Annotated in this window: 16 protein-coding genes and 1 pseudogene; 7 read left to right on the top strand and 10 right to left on the bottom strand. The window is 72.5% G+C overall.

The window, feature by feature from the left end; all coding sequences use genetic code 11:
• Positions 1–157 precede the first annotated feature (157 nt).
• Entirely contained in the window at positions 158–877 is a 720-nt protein-coding gene (locus ASC60_RS18340; RefSeq protein ID WP_079038465.1) for a GntR family transcriptional regulator, read from the bottom strand.
• A 159-nt stretch (positions 878–1,036) separates the two neighbouring features.
• On the opposite strand from ASC60_RS18340, the gene ASC60_RS18335 reads away from it, so the two are divergent.
• Positions 1,037–2,524 (top strand): FGGY-family carbohydrate kinase, encoded by a 1,488-nt coding sequence (locus ASC60_RS18335; protein WP_055552197.1) that lies wholly within the window; start codon positions 1,037–1,039, stop codon positions 2,522–2,524.
• 36 nt (positions 2,525–2,560) lie between these two features.
• On the opposite strand, the gene ASC60_RS18330 is transcribed toward ASC60_RS18335, so the two are convergent.
• The 7 genes from ASC60_RS18330 to ASC60_RS18300 all read right to left on the bottom strand — a co-directional run bounded on the left by ASC60_RS18330 (position 2,561) and on the right by ASC60_RS18300 (position 9,279).
• The gene (locus ASC60_RS18330) at positions 2,561–3,313 is read right to left on the bottom strand and encodes a GntR family transcriptional regulator (RefSeq protein ID WP_055552196.1); all 753 of its coding nucleotides are present in this window, start codon (positions 3,311–3,313) and stop codon (positions 2,561–2,563) included.
• Positions 3,310–4,278, bottom strand: coding sequence for an ornithine cyclodeaminase family protein (locus ASC60_RS18325; protein WP_055552194.1), 969 nt, complete (start codon positions 4,276–4,278; stop codon positions 3,310–3,312). Before ASC60_RS18325 ends, ASC60_RS18330 begins: the two co-directional genes overlap by 4 nt.
• Before the next feature lie 10 nt (positions 4,279–4,288).
• On the bottom strand, positions 4,289–5,290 hold the full coding sequence (locus ASC60_RS18320; protein WP_055552192.1) for a proline racemase family protein: 1,002 nt from the start codon (positions 5,288–5,290) through the stop codon (positions 4,289–4,291).
• A gap of 4 nt (positions 5,291–5,294) precedes the next feature.
• Positions 5,295–6,203: a dihydrodipicolinate synthase family protein gene (locus tag ASC60_RS18315; protein WP_055552190.1), complete on the bottom strand. Its 909-nt coding sequence runs from the start codon at positions 6,201–6,203 to the stop codon at positions 5,295–5,297.
• Positions 6,204–6,324: 121 nt separating this feature from the next.
• Positions 6,325–7,827 carry an NAD(P)/FAD-dependent oxidoreductase gene (locus ASC60_RS18310; RefSeq protein WP_079038464.1) on the bottom strand — a complete coding sequence of 501 codons (1,503 nt, stop codon included), beginning with the start codon at positions 7,825–7,827 and terminating at the stop codon, positions 6,325–6,327.
• A complete protein-coding gene (locus ASC60_RS18305) occupies positions 7,808–8,089 on the bottom strand; it encodes a (2Fe-2S)-binding protein (RefSeq protein ID WP_055552188.1) in 282 nt (93 codons plus the stop codon). The genes ASC60_RS18310 and ASC60_RS18305 overlap by 20 nt, the downstream gene beginning before the upstream one ends.
• The gene (locus ASC60_RS18300; RefSeq protein WP_055552186.1) at positions 8,086–9,279 is read right to left on the bottom strand and encodes an FAD-binding oxidoreductase; all 1,194 of its coding nucleotides are present in this window, start codon (positions 9,277–9,279) and stop codon (positions 8,086–8,088) included. The genes ASC60_RS18305 and ASC60_RS18300 overlap by 4 nt, the downstream gene beginning before the upstream one ends.
• Before the next feature lie 101 nt (positions 9,280–9,380).
• Here ASC60_RS18300 and ASC60_RS18295 point away from each other — a divergent pair, with 101 nt between their 5' ends.
• The gene (locus tag ASC60_RS18295) at positions 9,381–10,316 is read left to right on the top strand and encodes a hypothetical protein (RefSeq protein WP_063787158.1); all 936 of its coding nucleotides are present in this window, start codon (positions 9,381–9,383) and stop codon (positions 10,314–10,316) included.
• 180 nt (positions 10,317–10,496) lie between these two features.
• Positions 10,497–10,802, top strand: a pseudogene (locus ASC60_RS18290) (hypothetical protein); the annotation flags it as partial.
• 13 nt (positions 10,803–10,815) lie between these two features.
• Here the strand turns inward: ASC60_RS18290 and ASC60_RS18285 are convergent.
• Both ASC60_RS18285 and ASC60_RS18280 read right to left on the bottom strand, forming a co-directional pair.
• Positions 10,816–11,409: a helix-turn-helix domain-containing protein gene (locus tag ASC60_RS18285; protein WP_055552181.1), complete on the bottom strand. Its 594-nt coding sequence runs from the start codon at positions 11,407–11,409 to the stop codon at positions 10,816–10,818.
• Positions 11,410–11,467: 58 nt separating this feature from the next.
• Entirely contained in the window at positions 11,468–12,670 is a 1,203-nt protein-coding gene (locus ASC60_RS18280; RefSeq protein ID WP_055552179.1) for a cytochrome P450, read from the bottom strand.
• A gap of 169 nt (positions 12,671–12,839) precedes the next feature.
• Between ASC60_RS18280 and ASC60_RS18275 the strand changes: the two genes are divergently transcribed.
• From ASC60_RS18275 to manD, 4 genes are all read left to right on the top strand, one after another.
• Positions 12,840–16,217, top strand: coding sequence for a pyruvate carboxylase (locus tag ASC60_RS18275; protein WP_055552177.1), 3,378 nt, complete (start codon positions 12,840–12,842; stop codon positions 16,215–16,217).
• A 155-nt stretch (positions 16,218–16,372) separates the two neighbouring features.
• Positions 16,373–17,404, top strand: coding sequence for a LacI family DNA-binding transcriptional regulator (locus tag ASC60_RS18270; RefSeq protein ID WP_055552175.1), 1,032 nt, complete (start codon positions 16,373–16,375; stop codon positions 17,402–17,404).
• Positions 17,401–18,399, top strand: coding sequence for a 2-hydroxyacid dehydrogenase (locus tag ASC60_RS18265; RefSeq protein WP_107097102.1), 999 nt, complete (start codon positions 17,401–17,403; stop codon positions 18,397–18,399). The genes ASC60_RS18270 and ASC60_RS18265 overlap by 4 nt, the downstream gene beginning before the upstream one ends.
• Positions 18,396–19,628, top strand: coding sequence for a D-mannonate dehydratase ManD (gene manD / locus ASC60_RS18260; RefSeq protein ID WP_055552173.1), 1,233 nt, complete (start codon positions 18,396–18,398; stop codon positions 19,626–19,628). The genes ASC60_RS18265 and manD overlap by 4 nt, the downstream gene beginning before the upstream one ends.

The raw sequence follows: 19,628 nt of genomic DNA, 5'->3' as shown, positions 1-19,628 counted from the left end.
CGGGCGAAGAATCAACCTTCATAAAAATAATCCCTTGTGCTACATGCTATAGCAAATAAAAGAGAAAGACGTGCCCGCAGGGGCGCGCCCCATGCGCCGGGGCCTACCCGGGGCCCCCCGGGGGCAGGCCGTTCGACGTCAGCCGCCGGACAAACGATCAGCTGCCGGACAACTGGGCAAGGGCGGCGCCGTGGTCACGCGCGGCAAGTTCCTCGGCACGGTCCTCGTCCCGTTCGAGGAGTGCGTCCAGGAGTTCACGATGCCCGTGGTAGCGGGCGCGGAACGCCTCGGCATGCTCGGGCACGAGCCTCATGGTGAGGTCGAGCCGCTCCTCGTCGCTGAAGGCCCTGGCCTGGCCCAGCAGGCCCTCCAGGACAGGATTGCCCGCACACGCCTCGACTTGGCGATGAAAGCGGCGCAGCTCATGGAAGACGGCCGCGAGCCGGTCCGTCACATCGCCTTCCACGCCCCCCTGTTCGGCGACGGTCTTTTCGATATCGGCGACCATCCGGTCGGTCCGGTCGAGCAGCGAGACCAGACCGGTGAGCTGCTCCGCAGTGGCTTTGCGGGCAGCGAGGCGCGCCATCAGGGCGGACAGGCGGACCTCGGCCTCGATGATCTCGGAGCGGGTCGCCGGGGAATGGGCGGCGATGCGCAAGGCGCGCGGACCCACCCTTTCGACGGCCTTCTCGTGCACCAGTTGCCGCAGCGCCTCACGGACGGGGGTGGGGCTGACGCCGAGACGGACGGCCAGGTCGCGTTCAGTGATCTTCTCGCCCGGCCGCAGGACGCCGTCACGGATCGCCTCCCTCAGCCGTCGGTACGTCTGATCGGCCAGCGACGCGGTCTCCACGCCCCCCAGGGCATCAGCATTCATACCAGGAAGATAGCACGCTATAGCAAACAGTCAATGGCGGCTCATGTGCCGAGAACACCCTGCGCACACCGGACGTCAGACAATCACTGATCGTCACGTCGTGCACTGTGACGGAGCCCGGGCTGAAGGTCGGCAGCGGGATGGCATTCTGACCGGGTGATGCCTTCACAGATCCCCCCGCAGCGCGCCGTGGTGGGCGTGGACATCGGGACCTCCAGCTCCAAGGGAGTGCTGGTGTCGCCCGATGGCACGGTCCTCGCCCGGTCCGTCGTGCGCCACCGCGTGGACCGGCCCCGTCCTGGCTGGGTGGAGATGGACCCGGAGGTGTGGTGGCGGGAGTTCATCACCCTCGTCCGGGATCTGCTCGCCGGATCCGCCGAGGTGACCGTGGAGGCGGTCGGCGTCAGCGGGATGGGGCCGTGTGTCGCCGTCACGGACGACTCCGGTGTGCCGCTGCGCCCGGCCCTGCTGTACGGCATCGACACCCGCGCCACCGAGCAGATCCGCGAACTGGAGGACGAGCTGGGCCGCGAGGAGATCCTGAGCCGCTGCGGTTCGGTGCTCTCCACGCAGGCCGTCGGCCCCAAGCTCGCCTGGCTCGCGCGGCACGAGCCCGGCGTCTTCGCCCGCGCCCGGCGGCTGTTCATGCCCAGCTCCTGGCTGGTGCACCGGCTCACCGGGGAGTACGTACTGGACCACCACTCGGCCAGCCAGTGCACCCCGCTGTACGACACCGGCGCCCTCGACTGGTACCGCCCCTGGTCCGACGGGCTGGCCGGGCGCATCGAACTGCCCCGGCTCGCCTGGTCCGGGGACACCGCGGGCCGGATGTCGCCGCGCGCGGCGGAGGCGACGGGCCTGGCTGCGGGCACCCCGGTGACGACCGGCACCATCGACGCCTGGGCGGAGGCGGTCAGCGGCGACGCGCACAACGCCGGTGATCTGATGCTGATGTACGGCTCGACCATGTTCCTGATCAACACGGTCCGGGAGCGCGTCACCTTCCCCGCCCTGTGGGGCACCGTCGGGGCGCTCCCGGGCACCCGCAACCTGGCCGGTGGCATGGCCTCCTCGGGGGCCATCACCGACTGGCTGCGCTCGCTGTTCGGGGACCCGTCGATCCCCGGACTGCTGGCCGAGGCGGAGACCTCGGGCCCGGGCGCGCGAGGGCTGCTGATGCTGCCGTACTTCGACGGGGAACGCACCCCCGTGGCCGACCCCGCGGCCCGCGGGGTCCTCGCGGGCCTCACCCTCGCGCACACCCGCGGTGACATCTACCGCGCCGCGCTGGAGGCCACCGGTTTCGGTGTCCGCCACAACGTGGAGGCGATCCGCGCCGCCGGTGGCCACATCGACCGGGTGGTGGCCGTGGGCGGTGGCGCCCAGGGCCGTCTGTGGACGCAGATCGTCTCCGACATCACCGGACTGACCCAGGACATCCCCACGCACACCATCGGCGCGAGCCTCGGCTCGGCGTTCCTCGCCGCGTCGGCCGTCGGAGACGCCGACATCGCCCGCTGGAATCCCCCCGCCACCCACTGCCGCCCCGACCCGTCCACCACGGCGCGCTACGACGAGCTGTACACCCGCTACCGCCGGCTGTACCCGGCGACCGCGGACATCGTCCACGGCCTGGCGGCGGGCTGAGTCACAAGGCGGTTCGCTCAGCCTCGCGTAACGCGCTCACCGGGGCGGCTCCCCGGCCGGGCGGGGCGTGGGGCCCTCGGGGGCCGGGGCGGGGCCGGCGTCGGGGGCCGGGGGCTTCTCGGCCCAGATGCCACGGACGTGTCCGAGGTGACGGCGCATCAGGGCCTCGGCGCCGTCCGCGTCGCCCGCCTCGATGAGGTCGAGGAGTTCGGCGTGTTCGTGGGAGGAGTCGAACAGGGCGCTGCCTTCGGTCAGCGTGCGCAGTCCGTAGAGCCGGGAGCTGGTGCGCAGGGAGCGCACGATCTCCACCAGCCTGCTGTTCCCGGCCTGTGCCAGCAGGGTGAGGTGGAATTCCATGTCGATGGTGACGTGGGCGATGAAGTCGCGGCGGCCGGCGGCGTCCTCGATGCCCGCCGCCAGCGGCCGCAGCCGCGTGATGACCTCGGGGGCGACGCCCGCCTCGGTGATCTGCCGGATCACCGGGATCTCGATGAGGGCGCGCAGGTGGGTGATGTCGTCCAGTTCGGCCGCGGAGAGGTGGGTGACCCGGAAGCCCTTGTTGCGGGCGATCTCGACCAGCCCCTCCTTGGTGAGGTCGAGCATGGCCTCGCGCACAGGTGTCGCGGACACCCCGAAGTGTTCGGCCAGGCTCGGGGCGGAGTACACGACGCCGGGCTTCAGTTCGCCGGAGATCACCGCGCCGCGGAGGGTTTCGGCGATCTCCTCGCGGAGGCTGCGGCGGCCGCGGAGCGAGGGCAGGCGGGTCGTGGCCCCGTCGTCCGCGGTCATGCGGTCGGTCTCCTTCGTCTGTCGCTCTCGTCGGTCTGTACGGCCTCATGCGCGGCACCGGCGATCACGAGATCTTCCCATGCCATTCCCACGCTCTTGAACAGCCGGGGGCGCCCCGGGGCCACTGCCGGGGCGGCGCGTACCAGGTCTGCGAGGGGCAGCAGTCGGGCGGGGTCGAGCAGACCGCGGTCGATGACCTGGATGAGGTCGCCCGCCTCCCGGGTGGCGGCGGCGCGGGACTCGACCACCACCGTGGCGTGGCGCACGGTGTGGTCGTCGACCTCCCTGGCGCCGGGTTCGTGCGAGCCCACGGCCATCACGGTGGTGTGCGGGGGCAGCAGGGTCCCGTCGAACAGCGGGGTGCGGGCCGTGGTGCAGCAGGCGATCAGATCGGCGTCCGCGACCGCTTCCGGCCGCCCGGCCGTGAGGCGGACCCCGGCGGTGTCCGGGAAGCCGCCGGCCAGTCGGCGTGACCGCTCCGGGGTGCGGCCGACGACGGTGACCTGGGTGATCGGGCGGATCGCGCACAGCGCGGCCAGATGGCTGTGGGCCGCCGGGCCGCCGCCGAAGAGCACCAGCCGGGACGCGTCCGGCGGGGCGAGCAGGTCGGCGGCCGCGGCGGACACCGCGGCGGTACGGAGGTTGGTGAGCGCGACCCCGTCCAGCAGGGCGAGCGGGGTGAGGGTTTCGGCGTCCAGCAGCAGGTACCGCCCCTGGACGCGCGGCAGTCCGCGGACCGGGTTGTCCGGTGCGACGGTGGCGATCTTGACGCCCGCGTAGCCGCGCCCACGGGCGCTGCGGCCCTCGGCGGGCATCAGCAGCAGCTGGCCGTGGGCCACCGGCACCACGCCGCGGGGCGGGTCGGCCTCGGGGTCGAGCCCGTCCCGCAGCGCCTGCTGGAGGGCCCGTATCGCGGTGTGCGGGGGCAGGGCGGCGGCGATCGCGGCCGCGTCGATGGTCTTCATGAGCGGCTCGTCACAGCTCGAAGCCTTCGGGGAACGGGTCGTCGGGGTCGCGCAGATACTGGGCGGTGCCGGTGATCCAGGCGCGCCCGGTGACGGTGGGCACCACCGCGGGCCGTCCGCCGACGGTGGTCTCCTCGACCAGGCGGCCGGTGAAGTGGGTGCCGAGATACGACTCGTTGCGGAAGTCGGTGTGCAGCGGCAGCAGTCCGCGGGTGTGCAGCTGGGCCATGCGGGCGCTGGTGCCGGTACCGCAGGGCGAGCGGTCGAACATGCCCGGGTGGATGACCATGGCGTGCCGGGAGTGCCGGGCGGTCGATCCGGGTGCGGCCAGATACACATGGTGGCAGCCGCTGATCTCGGGGTTGCCGGGATGCACCGGGCGGGCCTGCTCGTTGATGGCGGCCATGATGGTCAGCCCGGCCTCCAAGATGCGGTTCTTGTGGGCCCGGTCGAAGGGGATCCCGAGGTCGTCCAGGTCGACGATGCCGTAGAAGTTGCCGCCGAAGGCCATGTCGTAGCGGATGTCGCCGTACGGCACGGTCTTCACGGTGCGATCCAGGGCGAGGGTGAACGCGGGCACGTTGCGCAGCGTCACACCGCGCGCCGCGCCCCGCTCGACGGCCACGTCCACCACGACCAGCCCGGCGGGGGTGTCGAGACGGATGGTGGTGACGGGCTCCTCGACCGCCACCATGCCGGTTTCCACCAGGACGGTGACGACACCGATGGTGCCGTGTCCGCACATCGGCAGACAGCCGGAGGTCTCGATGAACAGCACGCCCCAGTCGGCGTCGGGACGGGTCGGGGGCTGGAGGATCGCCCCGCTCATCGCCGAATGGCCGCGCGGCTCGTTCATGAGGAACCGGCGGATGTGGTCGAGGTGTTCGATGAAGTACCGGCGCCGGTCGAACATGGTGGCGCCGGGAATCACCCCGGCGCCACCGGTGATGACGCGGGTCGGCATCCCTTCGGTGTGCGAGTCGACGGCGTGGAAGACCCGGTCGCTGCGCATGGGTTCAGACGAGCCCTTCCGCGAGGGCCTTCTCGGTGGCCTTGCGCACCGTGTCGGCGTGTTCGGGGGTGAGCGGTACGCGCGGGTGGCGGCAGGGCCCGCCGTAGCGCCCGGCGATGTCCATGCTGAGCTTGATCGCCTGGACGAACTCGGTCCTGGCGTCCCAGCGCAGCAGCGGGTGCAGGGTGCGGTAGAGCGGCAGCGCGGACGCCGGGTCGCCCGCGGTGGCGGCGGCCCACAGCTCGGCGCAGGCGCGCGGGAACGCGTTGGGGTAGCCGGCGATCCAGCCGGGCGCCCCGGCCACGGCCAGTTCCAGGGACACGTCGTCGCTGCCGCACAGCACATCGAGCCCGGGGGCCAGCTCATGGACGCGGTAGCCGCGGCGGACGTCGCCGGTGAACTCCTTCACCGCCACGATCAGCCCCTCGTGGTACAGCTCCGCCAGCAGCTCGGGCACCAGGTCGACCTTGGTGTCGATGGGGTTGTTGTACGCCACGACGGGCAGCCCGGTCCTGGCCACCTCCCGGTAGTGGGCCAGCACCGCGCGCTCGTCGGCGCGGTAGGCGTTGGGCGGCAGCAGCATCACGGCGGGGGCGCCCGCCTCGGCCGCCTGCTCGGCCCAGCGCCGCGCCTCGTCCGCGCCGTAGGCCGCCACTCCCGGCATCACCGTGAAGCCCTCGGGGGCGGCCTCGATCGCGGTGGTGACCACGCGGGCCCGCTCCTCGGCGGTCAGGGTCTGGTACTCGCCCAGGGAGCCGTTGGGGACGACGCCGTGACATCCCGCGTCCGCGAGCCAGGTGAGGTGTTCGGCGTAGCCGTCGAAGTCGACGGCGAGCCTCCCGGTCGTGTCCTCGCGCAGCGGCAACGCCGTCGCGACGAGCACCCCGTGCCATGACCTGGCCTGTGCGTTCATGCGGCCTCCGTAAGTTGTTGGGTGGCCCGGGAGGGCCGGGTGTGGCTGATGCGTCCTTGCCAGCAGTGGCTTCCGAGGAGTGGCCGCCCGGCCCGCCGGTCACGCAAGCGGCTTGACTTCGTCATTGAGACTCCTCGTCGTGGTGTGGCATGGTTCCGCTCCTTGGATCCCTCAGCAGTCCCAGCGGCACCGGCTGGGCGATGGGCCTGCTCGCCAGCCCGCGCAAGTCCTCCTCGGTGACCTCGCGCCCGGCATGGGCGGCGGTCAGGGCGGCGGTGGCATAGCCGCACACCCGGCCCTGGCACAGACCCATGCCGGGCCGCGCGCACAGCTTCACCGCCCGTGGATCGGTGGCCCCCAGCTCCCTCACCGCATGGCGGATGGCACCGGCGGTCACCTCCTCGCAGCGGCAGACGACGGTGTCCTCGGTCAGCCACTCCCGCCAGCCGGGCCGGACCGGGTACGCCGCGTGCAGCGCGGCGGCGAAGCCGCGCCGGGCGGCCCGGAGCCGCAGCAGCCGGGCGACCCCATGCGGGTCGGGGCGGACGCCGGTGGTGGCGTACGCCGCGTGCAGGCCCGCCAGTTCCCCCTCGGTCCGGGCGAGCCCGGCGCCGCCCACCCCGCATGCCTCACCCGCCACGTAGACCCCGGGCACGGTGGAGCGCTGCCGGGTGTCCACGCGGGCGACCAGGCTGCCGTCGGCGTCCCGGTCCATCGCGCAGCCGAGTTGCGCCGGGATCTCGGTCTGCGGGGTGAAGCCGTAGCCCACGGCGACCGTGTCGCACTCCAGCCGCCGCCGGGTGCCGGGCACGATCCGCCACCGGTCGTCCAGCCGCGCCACCACGGCCCCGGTGACGCTGTCCGCCCCGTGGGCCTCGACCACCGTGGTGCGGCTGCGGTACGGGACGCCGTGGCGCCGCAGCGTCCGCAGGTAGTGGGCGGCCTCGGCGAGTTTGACGGCCGCGCGCAGGGTGGTGAGCGGGCGGCGGGCGAACGCGGTGGGCCGTCCGGCCTCGAAGACTCCGAGGACCGTGGCCCCCGCCTCGGCCATCCCTGAAGCCACCGGCAGCAGGAAGGGCCCGGTCCCGGCGACGACGATGCGGCGGCCCGCGACGACGCCGTGCCCCTTGAGCAGAGCCTGCGCCCCACCGGCGGTGTAGACACCGGGCAGGGTCCAGCCGGGGAACGGCAGCTGACGGTCGTAGGCGCCGGTGGCCACGACGACCGTACGGCTGAGGACTTCGCGGGGCGCGCCGTCGCTCAGGGCATGGGTGACGAAACCGGTGGCGGTGCGCTCGATGTGCCAGACGGCGTGGCCGGGCAGGTGGTCGAGCCGGGCGCGATGGGTGTGCGCGGCGGTGCGCAGCCGCTGGAAGAGGGGCCAGTCGTGGTGTGCGGCGCCGTCGTCGGCGGGGCGGTGGCGCCAGTACTGGCCGCCGGGGCGGGGGGCCGCGTCCAGCAGCGCGACCCTGGCGCCGTGGGCCGCCGCCGCGGTCGCCGCGGACAGCCCGGCGGGTCCGGCGCCGAGCACCGCGATGTCGTACGCGGCGGCCGCCGGTTCGGCGGACTCAGCCGATTCAGCGGGCTCAGCGGGCTCAGCGGGCTCAGCAGGCGAGGTCGGCACGGCCCGCTCCCTCCTGGGTTTCCACCACGTCCCCGGGAGCGGCCTCGACCAGGCACGCCCGGTGGTTGGGGCGCCCGTTGACCGTCACCAGGCAGTCGAAGCACACGCCGATGCCGCAGAACATCCCGCGCGGACGGCCGCCTTCACGGGTGCGGCGCCAGGAGCGCTGTCCGTCGGCGATGAGCGCGGCCGCGATGCTCTGGCCGGGCTCGGCCCGAACCGTCCGGCCGTCGAAGCGGAAGGTGAAGGGGGTCCGGGTCACGCGGCGGCCTCCTCGAATCGCTGCGGGCGAAACGGTGTCAGGAGCAGATCCGGTGCCCGGCCGGTGAGCGCTTGCGCGAGCAGATGGCCGGTGGCGGGGGCGAGGCCGATCCCGGCGCCCTCGTGGCCGCAGGCGTGGACGAGGCCCGGGGCGCGCGGGTCGGGCCCGATCACCGGCAGATGGTCGGGGCAGTAGGGGCGGAAGCCCAGATAGCTGCGGAGCAGCGCGACCTCCGCGAGGAACGGGAAGAGCCCGATGGCCTGGTCCGCCAGCCTGCGCAGCACAGGCAGCGCCACCGCGCGGTCGAATCCCACCCGCTCCCGGCTGGCGCCGATCAGGACGGTGCCCGCCCGGGTGCCCTCGACCACCACCGAGGTCGCCGGACCGGCGTCGTCGCTGGCGACGTTGGCCACGTACTCGGCGGTGTACACCTTGTGCCGGACGACGCGTGGCAGCGGTTCGGTGACCAGGATGAACCCCTTGCGGGGCAGCACCGGTAGCGGAGCCCCGGCGAGGCCGGCGAGCTGCCCGGCCCAGGTGCCCGCGGCGTTGACGACCCATCGGGCGTGCAGCGCCGGCAGGGCGGCCGCGTCGGTGCGCACCCCGGTGACGGCGCCGTGCCGGTCCCGGAGGAAGCCGGTGACGTTGACACCGCTGTGGACGGTCGCGCCCCGGGCTCGCGCCTGGCGCAGCAGATGCGCGGCGGCCAGCACGGGCTGGACCTGCGCGTCCTGCGGGTAGTGGGCGCCGCCCGCCACCTCGGGGGTCAGATTCGGCTCCAGCTCGGACAGTTCGCCCGGCCCGATGTCCACCACCTCCACTCCGGCCGCGCGCTGCTCCGCGGTCAGCTGCCGCAGCCCCGCCGCGGTGGCGTCCGAACCGGCCACCACCACACCGCCCTTGGCGTGGTATTCCAGGGCGGCGCTCCCGAGGTCGTCGCGGATCTCCCGCCATAACCGGGAGGAGAGCAGCGCCAGATCCAGTTCGGGGCCGGCCTCCTTGTCGGACACCAGGATGTTGCCCTCGCACGCGCCGGTGGTTCCGCCGCCGATCGCGCCACGCTCCACCACGGTGACGCGCAGCCCCGCTGACGTGCAGTAATACGCGCAGGCCGCGCCGATGATGCCTGCCCCGATGACGAGCACATCCGGGAGGCGGGGAGTGCCGGGTCGGTACCTCGTACCGGTCATGGCCGGTAGGATGTCATATTGCACTGTCCCTGGCCAGGGTGCGGCCCCGGCGTATGGCTAGAATTCGCCGCCACGGCACCTATCGAGGGAGAGGAGTGCACGTGGCTACGGGGGGATGGCAGCCGCCGAACAATCCTGGGCAGGGAGGCGGGCAGTGGGGGCCGCCGCCGCAGAATCCGTACTACGGACCGCCACCGCAGAACCCTTACGGACCACCGCCGCCCGCCCCGTACGGTGTGCCGCCGCAGCCGCCGGGCCCGTATCGGCCGACCCCGGTGCGCCGGCGCCGGTGGTGGCTGTTCTCGCCGCTCATCCCGCTGGTCCGCTCGGCGAACCGGGTGGCGAAGCGGCTGTTCGACAAGGAGGGCGGCGGGCGGGTCCGTGACCAGCTCGTCGACAAAGTGCAGCTCACCCGCTCCGTCCTCGGCGTCCTCGCGACCGTGGCGCTCGTCTACGTGTACGGGGCGGACGGTGGCTGGAGCGGTGCGGCGACCGACAGTGCCGCCAATCTCTTCCTGACTCCGTTCCTGCTCCTCCTCGCCGGACCGTTGGTCGTGTTCGGCTTCATCCTCTATGCGCCCGCACACCGGCGCCCGGAACTGCGCTCCCGGCTGGGCGGCCCGCTCAAGACAGTGGCCTGGTATGTGCTGACCCTGGGGGCCTTCGGTGCCTTCGCCTATGTGGTGGGCCAGACGACCCTGCTGCACGGGCTGCACGGCGTGATGCTGTTCGCGGTCGGCCTGCCGCTGATGGTGGGTCTGCCATGGGCGCTGGTGTTCTTGTTCCTGTCCTCCGCGTACGTCGCGCGCAGCGCCTTCAACACCGCCTATGTGCACGCCGCGCTGCCGCCCGTGCTCACCGGGGTGCTGGTGTGGCTGATCGCGATCTTCACCGTGCTGCCGGACGGGCTGCCCGACAACGGGCCCGTGGCCGCCCAGTTGTGCGCCGTGTTCGGCGGTCCGCTGTCGGTGACCGCGCTGTCGCTGTGGGAGCTGCGGCGGCTGCGTACACACCACGGGGTGACGATACGGGGCTGAGCCACCGCCGGTGCACAGTGCCCTCAGGCGGGGTTCCGGCGGCCAGACCCCAGGGGCCGGTACGCCGAGCACTTACGCCCGGGCCACCGGCTCCGCGCGGTTGCCGACGCCCCAACGCCGGAAGAGCCGGGTGAGGTGGTAGTTGACGCCGTCCACGGTCTGGCCGGTCTGCCGGGACATCTGCGCGCCGCCGAGGCCGCCGGCGCAGTGTCCCTGCGCCCGGCGTTCAGCCGGGCTCCCGTCGACGGCCATCGCTTCGTCCAGCACCGCGTCGCCGCCGACGCCGACGAGATCTGGCGGCTGCTGGAGGGGGGCGCCGAGGTGTACGTGTGCGGCGACGGCGCCCGGATGGCCCCCGGGGTGCGGGAGGCCTTCCGGTCGGTGTACGTGGCCCACACCCTCGGCGCCGACGACGCGGCGGCACAGCGCTGGCTGGACGGCCTGATGGCCGAGGGCCGCTTCGTGGAGGACGTCTACGCCGGGTGACCTCGGAAAGGGGTCAGTCGCCGGACGGGCGGGCGCGCACATGCATGCGCTCGCCCTGGGCGCCGAAGAGGCTGAGGAATTCGACGGGCTGTGCGCTCGCACTGGCGAAGCCGTGGGGCGTACGGGTGTCGAACTCGGCCGCCTCGCCCGCGGTGAGCGTCAGATCGTGCTCGCCGAGGGCGAGGCGCAGCTTGCCCGAGAGCACGTACAGCCATTCGTAGCCCTCGTGCACCGCCTGCGAAGGCCGGGCGTCGGCGTCCGGCGCCCGGCCGGGCAGGACCTGCTTGTAGGCGTGCAGCCCACCGAGATAGCGCGTCAGCGGCACGAACGTCTGCCCGTGCCGGGTGAAGGGGCGCGGATAGATGCGGGGGTCGCCGGTGGGCGGCGCGCCGACCAGCTCGTCCAGCTGGACGCCGTGGGCCTTGGCCAGGGGCAGCAGCAGTTCCAACGAGGGCTTGCGCTGCCCCGACTCCAGCCGCGAGAGGGTGGAGAGCGAGATCCCGGTGGTCTCGCTCAGCTGGGCCAGGGTGGCCCCGCGCTCCCGCCGCAGCGCCCGCAGCCGCGGGCCGACGGCGCTCAGCACCCCGGGAATGTCCTGATCTGCCATGGACCCTATGTGCCGGTACGGCAAGAACATTTGTCAAGCGTGGCCGGGCGCCAGGTGTTCACCAGGTGACGGGCAGTTCATGGGCACCGTAGATGACCATGTCGCTGCGCATCGGCACCTCCTCCGGCGCCACCGCGAGCGCGAGGTCCGGGAACCGGCCGAGCAGTCCGCGGTAGCCCGCCGCCAACTCGATCCGGGCCAGGTTCTGGCCGAGGCACTGATGGATGCCGTATCCGAACGCGAGGTGGCTGCTGCGGGGGCGGGCGACGTCGAGCGTGTGGGGCTCGTCCACCAGGGCGGGGTCCCGGTTCGCGGCCGGGACGGAGACCGCCACGCTCTGGCCCGCCGTGATGGTGACGCCACCGACCTCGACGTCCTCCAGCGCGATCCGGACCGGGAAGGCGTTGACAATGCTCAGATAGCGCAGCAGTTCCTCGACCGCGCCGGGCACCAGCGCGTCGTCCTCGCGCAGCCGTCGCATCTGCTCGGGGTTCCGCAGCAGGGTGAAGGTGCCGAGGGAGAGCATGTTGGTGGTGGTCTCATGGCCCGCGACGAGCAGCAGCGCCGCCATGTTGACGATCTCGACGTCGGACAGCTCGCCGACGGAGGTGAGATACGAGATCAGGTCGTCCCGGGGAGCGCGCCGCTTGCCGGCGGTCAGTTCGCCGAGGAATCCGGTGATCGTACGCATCCCCTGGTCGAACTGGCCGCCCGTCTGGTCCTGGACCAGGATCTGCGCGCTGGCCCGCTGGAATGTCGCGCGCTCCGCGTAGGGCACGCCGAGCATTTCGCAGATCACCAGCGAGGGGACCGGCAGCGCGAAGTGTTCCACCAGGTCGGCCGGTTTCCCCGCGGCCTGAAGGGCGTCGAGGCAATCGGTGACGATGCCGTCGATCCGGGGTTCGAGGGCGCGCATCCGCCGTACCGTGAAGTAGCGGGTGAGTAACCCGCGATAGTGACTGTGTTCGGGAGCGTCCATGGCCAGAAACGACCCCGGACCGTTGCCGTGGTTCTCCCGGACGGTCTGCGAGATGGGCCGCACCGTGTCGTCACCGCGCCACCGCTCGGCGCTGAAGCGCGGGTCCCGCAGCACCTCGCGGGCCTCGTGGTATCCGGTGACGAGCCATCCCGTACTGCCGCCGACGAAGCGGAGCGGGCTGACGGCGGGCCCGGTGACGAGTGCGGGCGGGGGGTCGACGTAGTTGGCGCGCTGCCGGGGGTACGGCGGGGCCTGGTGGGGCGCGGACGACGGGGCACTCACGATGGTCCTCCTCGGAGCGGCCTGCGGACTTTCCGGGGAACGCCGTTCGGTCCCCTGGGCACCATGCCCGAGGTGCGAACTGGATCACAAGGGTGCCCTCCGGCGTGCGGGGCAGCAGTAGTGTCGCGAGCAGGCTGTGTTCGTACCGGGCAGTAGGAAGGGATGGGACATGTTCCGCAAGGTGCTGGTCGCCAACCGTGGAGAAATCGCCATTCGGGCGTTCCGCGCCGGCTATGAACTGGGGGCGAGAACCGTCGCGGTGTTCCCCCACGAGGACCGCAACTCGCTGCACCGGCTCAAGGCCGATGAGGCGTATGAGATCGGTGAGCCGGGCCATCCCGTGCGGGCCTATCTGTCCGTGGAGGAGATCGTCCGCGCGGCGCGGCAGGCCGGTGCCGACGCCGTGTACCCCGGCTACGGGTTCCTGTCCGAGAACCCCGACCTCGCACGGGCGTGCGAGGAGGCGGGGATCACCTTCATCGGCCCGAGCGCGGACATCCTGGAGCTGACCGGCAACAAGGCGCGGGCGGTGGCCGCGGCCCGGGCGGCGGGGGTGCCGGTGCTCGGCTCCTCGGAACCCTCCTCGGATGTGGACGAGCTGGTGCGGGCGGCGGAAGAGCTGGGCTTCCCGGTGTTCGTCAAGGCCGTCGCGGGCGGTGGCGGGCGCGGGATGCGGCGGGTCGAGGAGCCCCGGCTGCTGCGCGAGTCGATCGAGGCGGCGGCCCGCGAGGCCGAGTCGGCGTTCGGGGACCCGACGGTCTTCCTGGAGAAGGCGGTCGTCGAGCCCCGCCATATCGAGGTGCAGATCCTCGCCGACGCCGAGGGTAATGTCATGCACCTGTTCGAACGGGACTGTTCGCTGCAGCGCCGCCACCAGAAGGTCATCGAGATGGCGCCCGCGCCACACCTCGGCCCGGAACTGCGGGCACGCATCTGCGGGGACGCGGTGAAGTTCGCCCGGCAGATCGGCTACCGCAACGCGGGCACCGTGGAATTCCTGCTGGACCGCGACGGCAACCATGTCTTCATCGAGATGAACCCGCGGATCCAGGTCGAGCACACGGTGACCGAGGAGATCACCGATGTCGACCTCGTCCAGTCGCAGATGCGGATCGCGAGCGGGGAGACCCTGCCCGGCCTCGGCCTGTCGCAGGACACCGTCTATCTGCGTGGCGCCGCCCTGCAGTGCCGGATCACCACCGAGGACCCGGCCAACGGCTTCCGCCCGGACATCGGCATGATCAGCGCCTACCGCTCGCCGGGCGGCTCGGGCATCCGCCTCGACGGCGGCACCACCCACGCCGGCGCCGAGATCAGCGCCCACTTCGACTCGATGCTGGTGAAGCTGACCTGCCGGGGCCGCGACTTCAGCCATGCCATCGGGCGGGCCCGGCGGGCGGTGGCGGAGTTCCGTATCCGCGGGGTGTCCACCAACGTTCCGTTCCTCCAGGCCGTGCTGGACGATCCGGACTTCCAGGCCGGCAGGGTCACCACCTCGTTCATCGAGCAGCGGCCGCATCTGCTGACCGCGCGCCACTCCGCCGACCGCGGCACCAAGCTGCTCACCTATCTCGCCGACGTCACGGTCAACAAGCCGCACGGCCCGCGGCCCCAACTGATCGACGCGGCCGGGAAGCTGCCGCCGGTGCCCGACGGGGCGCCGCCCGCCGGGTCCAAGCAGACCCTCACCGAGCTGGGCCCGGAGGGTTTCGCACGGTGGCTGCGCGAGTCGCCGCGGATCGGGGTCACCGACACCACCTTCCGGGACGCACACCAGTCGCTGCTGGCCACCCGCGTGCGCACCAAGGACCTCCTCGCGGTGGCCCCGGCGGTGGCGCACACCGTGCCGGAACTGCTGTCGCTGGAGTGCTGGGGCGGCGCCACCTACGACGTGGCACTGCGGTTCCTCGCCGAGGACCCCTGGGAGCGGCTGGCCGCGCTGCGCGAGGCGGTGCCCAACATCTGTCTGCAGATGCTGCTGCGCGGCCGCAACACCGTCGGGTACACCCCGTACCCGACCGAGGTCACGGACGCCTTCGTACAGGAGGCCACCGCCACCGGCATCGACATCTTCCGGATCTTCGACGCGCTCAACGACATCGGGCAGATGCGCCCCGCCATCGAGGCGGTACGGGGCACCGGCAGCGCGGTCGCCGAAGTGGCGCTGTGCTACACCAGCGATCTGTCCGATCCGTCGGAGAAGCTGTACACCCTGGACTACTATCTGCGGCTCGCCGAGCAGATCGTGGACGCGGGCGCGCATGTGCTGGCCATCAAGGACATGGCGGGGCTGCTGCGCGCCCCGGCCGCCGCGAAGCTGGTGTCCGCGCTGCGCCGGGAGTTCGACCTGCCGGTGCACATCCACACCCATGACACCGCGGGCGGCCAGCTCGCCACGTATCTGGCCGCGATCCAGGCCGGGGCGGACGCGGTGGACGGGGCGGTGGCGTCCATGGCGGGCACCACCTCACAGCCCTCGCTGTCGGCGATCGTGGCCGCCACCGACCACTCCGACCGGCCCACCGGCCTCGACCTGGAGGCGATCGGCGGGCTGGAGCCGTACTGGGAGAGCGTGCGCAAGGTCTACGCACCGTTCGAGGCGGGTCTCGCCTCGCCGACCGGGCGCGTCTACCACCACGAGATCCCCGGCGGCCAGCTGTCCAACCTGCGCACCCAGGCCATCGCGCTCGGCCTCGGCGACCGCTTCGAGGACATCGAGGCGATGTACGCCGCCGCCGACCGCATGCTCGGCCACCTGGTGAAGGTCACCCCCTCCTCCAAGGTCGTCGGCGACCTCGCGCTGCACCTGGTGGGGGCCGGGGTGTCGCCGGAGGACTTCAAGGCCGAGCCCAACAAGTTCGACATCCCGGACTCGGTCATCGGCTTCCTGCGCGGCGAGCTGGGCAGCCCGCCCGGCGGCTGGCCGGAGCCCTTCCGCACCAAGGCGCTGGAGGGCCGCGCGGAGGCCAGGCCGACGACGGAGGAGCTGTCCGCCGAGGACCGGCGGCAGCTCGCCGACGACCGCCGCACGACCCTGAACCGGCTGCTGTTCCCCGGCCCGACGAAGGAGTTCGAGGCCCACCGGGAGACGTTCGGCGACACCAGCGTGCTGGACAGCAAGGACTTCTTCTACGGGATCCGCCCGGGGAAGGAGTACACCGTGGACCTGGAGCCCGGGGTGCGGCTGCTCATCGAGCTGGAGGCCATCGGCGAGGCCGACGAGCGCGGCATGCGGACGGTGATGTCCACCCTGAACGGCCAGCTGCGCCCGATCCAGGTCCGGGACACCTCCGCGGCCTCCGACATCCCGGCCACCGAGAAGGCCGACAAGAGCAACCCGGGCCATGTGGCCGCGCCGTTCGCCGGAGTGGTGACGCTGACCGTCGCCGAGGGCGACCAGGTCGAGGCGGGTGCCACCGTGGCGACCATCGAGGCGATGAAGATGGAGGCCACCATCGCCGCGCCGAAGTCCGGCCGGGTCTCCCGGGTGGCCATCAACGCCATCCAGCAGGTGGAGGGCGGTGACCTGCTGGTCGACCTCGGCTGACGGCCACGCCTCTCGGCCCCGGTCCGGTGCGCTTCGGCCCACCGGACCGGGGCCTTGCCAATGTTTCGGCAAGCGTTGACAAGGTTGCCGGGTGGTGAACACCATGCACTATGTCGTTCACCCGCACCCCCTCCTCCCACCGGTAGCGGGCCGCCATGGCCCCCACCCTCACCGACGTCGCCAAAAGCGCCAATGTGGCGCTCTCCACGGCCTCCCGGGCCTTCAGCAACCCGGACCGGCTCGGACCGCGGACCTTGCGCAAGGTGCTGACGGTTGCACAAGAGCTGGGATACGAACCGCCAGTGGCCCGTGCCGCCGAGGCCCCCACCGGCGCGGAGACCGCCACCGTCGCCGTCGTCGTCCCCGACATCGCCAACCCCGTCTTCGGATCGTTCGTGAAGGCCGCGCAGGGCGAGGGCTGGCGCCGCCGGCAGACCGTCGTCCTCGCCGACACCGATCTCGACCCGGGCCGTGAGCGCGAGGTGATCGCGCACCTGACGGGGCAGGTCGACGGCCTGATCGTGTGCTCGCCCCGGCTGGACGCGGACGAAGTCCTCGACCTGTGCGGACGGACACCCGTCGTCCTGGTCAACCGTGAGACGGCCGGCGCCGACTGCGTGATCGCCGACGCCGCCCACGGGCTGCGCCAGGCCGTGGAATACCTGGCCGCGCTCGGCCACCGGCGGATCGCCTACGTCCAGGGCATGCAGCGCTCCTGGTCCAACTCCCACCGGGTCGCGCTGATCCGCGCCGAGACCGAACGGGCCGGGCTGGAGCTGGAGTTGTTGGGCTGGCAGGCCGAGACGGCGGCGGGCGGGAAGGCCGCCGCGGCGAGCGTCATGGCATCGGGAGCGTCCGCCGTGATCGCGCACAACGACCTGATGGCCCTGGGCGTGATCGCCGGGGCGCGGGCGCTGGGGCTGAGCGTGCCCGAGCGGCTGAGCGTCGTCGGGGTCGACGACATCCCGTTCGCCGACGTGGCGCAGCCGTCCCTGACCAGCATCGCGGTGCCGATGGCCCGGGCCGGTGCGCTCGGCCACGAGCTGCTGGGACAGATCCTCGGCGGCGAACGGCAGACCCCGCGCACCCTGCGGCTGCCCACCCAGCTCATCGTGCGCGGGTCCACCGGCCCGGCGCACTCCCTCCCGGAGAGGGCCGCGGTGGCGGCGGGGAAGGACACCCCATGACGGCCGAGCCGCTGACCGTGGTGGTCGCCGACGCCAATCTGCGTCCGCTGCGCGACGCGTTCGAGGCCGCCCTTCCGGCGGGTACGGTCACCCACTGGCCCGACCCCCGGGACGCGGAGGCGGTCGAGGCCGTGGTGGGCCACGCGGAGGTGCTGGTGGCGGGGCAGTGCACCGCCCGGACGGCCGCCCTCGCCACCCGGCTGCGGCTGGTCCACACGGCCGGTGCGGGGACGGACAAGATCGACCTGACGGCGCTGCCGCCCGGCACCCAGGTGGCCAACACCTTCCACCACGAGGACTCGATCGCCGAGTACGCCGTATCGTCCGCGATCCTGCTGCGCCGCGGCTTTCTGCGCCAGCACCGGGCGCTGCGCCACGCGGTGTGGGACTCCCCCGCACACGATCCGCGCTCCCCCTGGATGGACTCGCTGTCCGCGGCCACCGTCGGCTTCGTCGGCTTCGGCCACATCGGTGCCCGCTGCTGGCAGCGGTTCCGGGCCTTCGGCGCGCGCGGGGTGGCGGTCACCCGGCGCGGAGAGGTGGACGCGGCGGCCGAGGGGCTGGTGTGGGCCGGGGCCAACGACGACCTCGGCGCGCTGCTGGACGCCTCCGACGTGGTCGTGGTGTCGGCGCCGCTCACCCCGGAGACCACCGGGCTCATCGGCGAGGCCGAGCTGTCCCGGATGGGCCCGTCCTCGGTGCTGGTCCATGTCGGACGCGGTCCCGTCGTGGACGAGGACGCGCTGTACCGGAGCTTGCGCGCGCACACCATCGGGGCCGCCGCGCTCGACGTCTGGTACCGGTACCCGACGAACGGACACACCGGCGCCCCGAGCAAGCATCCCTTCGAGACGCTGGACAACGTGCTGATGACACCGCATTCCTCCGGCCTCACCCGCCAGACCTTCATCGGCCGCGCCGCCGACATCGCCGCCAACATCGGCCGGCTGGCCGCGGGCGAGCCGCTGCACCACGTGGTGGCGGTGGCCCGATGAGCGCGACGCCCCGACAGGACACCATCACAGGCGCCGAGGTGCTGGTGACCAGCCCCGGCCGTAACTTCGTCACCCTCAAGATCACCACCGCCGAAGGCCTCGTCGGCTGGGGCGACGCCACGCTCAACGGCCGTGAGCTGGCCGTGGCCTCGTATCTGCGGGACCATGTGGCGCCGCTGCTGATCGGCCGCGACCCGGCGCGGATCGAGGACACCTGGCAGTACCTCTACCGCGGGGTCTACTGGCGGCGCGGCCCGGTGACCATGACGTCCATCGGAGCGGTGGACATGGCGCTGTGGGACATCAAGGGCAAGACCACCGGCCAGCCCGTCTACCAGCTGCTGGGCGGCGCGGTCCGTGACCGGATCCTCACCTACACCCATGCCACCGGCTGGGACGTCCCGCAGCTGCTGGACTCGGTCGACGCCCGGCGTGCGGAGGGGTTCCGCGCGGTGCGGGCGCAGAGCGGTGTCCCCGGCCTGGACACCGTGTACGGGGTGAGCCGCAGCGGCCGGGGGTACGAGCCGGCCGGCCGGGGCGCCGCCCCGGTGGAGGAGGTGTGGGACGCCGACGCCTACCTCCGGCACGCGCCGAAGGTCCTCGGCGCGGTGCGGGAGCATGTGGGGCCCGAGCTGAAGGTGCTGCACGATGTGCACCACCGCCTCACCCCCGGCCAGGCCGCCCGGCTCGGCCGCGCGCTGGAAGAGGCGGACCTGTTCTGGCTGGAGGATGTCACCCCCGCGGAGAACCAGCAGGTCCTGCGGCATGTGCGGCAGCACACCACCGTGCCGCTGGCGATCGGCGAGGTGTTCAACACGGTCTGGGAATGCCAGTCACTGATCACCGAACAGCTGATCGACTTCGTACGGACCTGTGTGAGCCACGCGGGCGGGATCAGCCATCTGCGGCGGATCGCGGCCCTCGCCGAGATCTGGCAGATACGGCTCGGCCCGCACGGCCCCTCGGACGTGTCCCCGGTGGCGCTGGCCGCGTCGCTGCACGTGGGCCTGGCCACACCGAACTTCGCCATCCAGGAGTACATGGGCTACGAGCCGGTCGTGCACGAGGTGTTCCGGCACGCGTGGTCCTACGCCGACGGACATCTGCACCCCGGCGACCGGCCCGGCCTCGGAGTCGAGGTGGACGAACCGCTCGCCGCCGGCTTCCCGTACGAACCCGCCTACCTGCCCGTCGCGCGACGGCTCGACGGCTCGATGACGGATTGGTGA

The sequence above is a fragment of the Streptomyces sp. NBRC 110028 genome, assembly GCF_001417735.1.
In the GTDB taxonomy this organism is placed as follows: Bacteria; Actinomycetota; Actinomycetes; order Streptomycetales; family Streptomycetaceae; genus Streptomyces.
The sequence above is the reverse complement of the archived record's forward strand: the minus strand, read 5'-3'. Positions and strand labels throughout refer to the sequence as shown.

Excerpts from the sequence above, each read along its gene's own strand:
- ASC60_RS18265 (WP_107097102.1), top strand. The coding sequence starts at position 17,401 with ATGACGGCCGAGCCGCTGACCGTGGTGGTCGCCGACGCCAATCTGCGT.
- ASC60_RS18270 (WP_055552175.1), top strand. The coding sequence starts at position 16,373 with ATGGCCCCCACCCTCACCGACGTCGCCAAAAGCGCCAATGTGGCGCTC.
- ASC60_RS18330 (WP_055552196.1), bottom strand. The coding sequence starts at position 3,313 with ATGACCGCGGACGACGGGGCCACGACCCGCCTGCCCTCGCTCCGCGGC.
- ASC60_RS18275 (WP_055552177.1), top strand. The coding sequence starts at position 12,840 with ATGTTCCGCAAGGTGCTGGTCGCCAACCGTGGAGAAATCGCCATTCGG.
- ASC60_RS18315 (WP_055552190.1), bottom strand. The coding sequence starts at position 6,203 with ATGAACGCACAGGCCAGGTCATGGCACGGGGTGCTCGTCGCGACGGCG.
- ASC60_RS18285 (WP_055552181.1), bottom strand. The coding sequence starts at position 11,409 with ATGGCAGATCAGGACATTCCCGGGGTGCTGAGCGCCGTCGGCCCGCGG.
- ASC60_RS18325 (WP_055552194.1), bottom strand. The coding sequence starts at position 4,278 with ATGAAGACCATCGACGCGGCCGCGATCGCCGCCGCCCTGCCCCCGCAC.
- ASC60_RS18300 (WP_055552186.1), bottom strand. The coding sequence starts at position 9,279 with ATGACCGGTACGAGGTACCGACCCGGCACTCCCCGCCTCCCGGATGTG.
- ASC60_RS18320 (WP_055552192.1), bottom strand. The coding sequence starts at position 5,290 with ATGCGCAGCGACCGGGTCTTCCACGCCGTCGACTCGCACACCGAAGGG.
- ASC60_RS18335 (WP_055552197.1), top strand. The coding sequence starts at position 1,037 with ATGCCTTCACAGATCCCCCCGCAGCGCGCCGTGGTGGGCGTGGACATC.
- ASC60_RS18340 (WP_079038465.1), bottom strand. The coding sequence starts at position 877 with ATGAATGCTGATGCCCTGGGGGGCGTGGAGACCGCGTCGCTGGCCGAT.
- manD (WP_055552173.1), top strand. The coding sequence starts at position 18,396 with ATGAGCGCGACGCCCCGACAGGACACCATCACAGGCGCCGAGGTGCTG.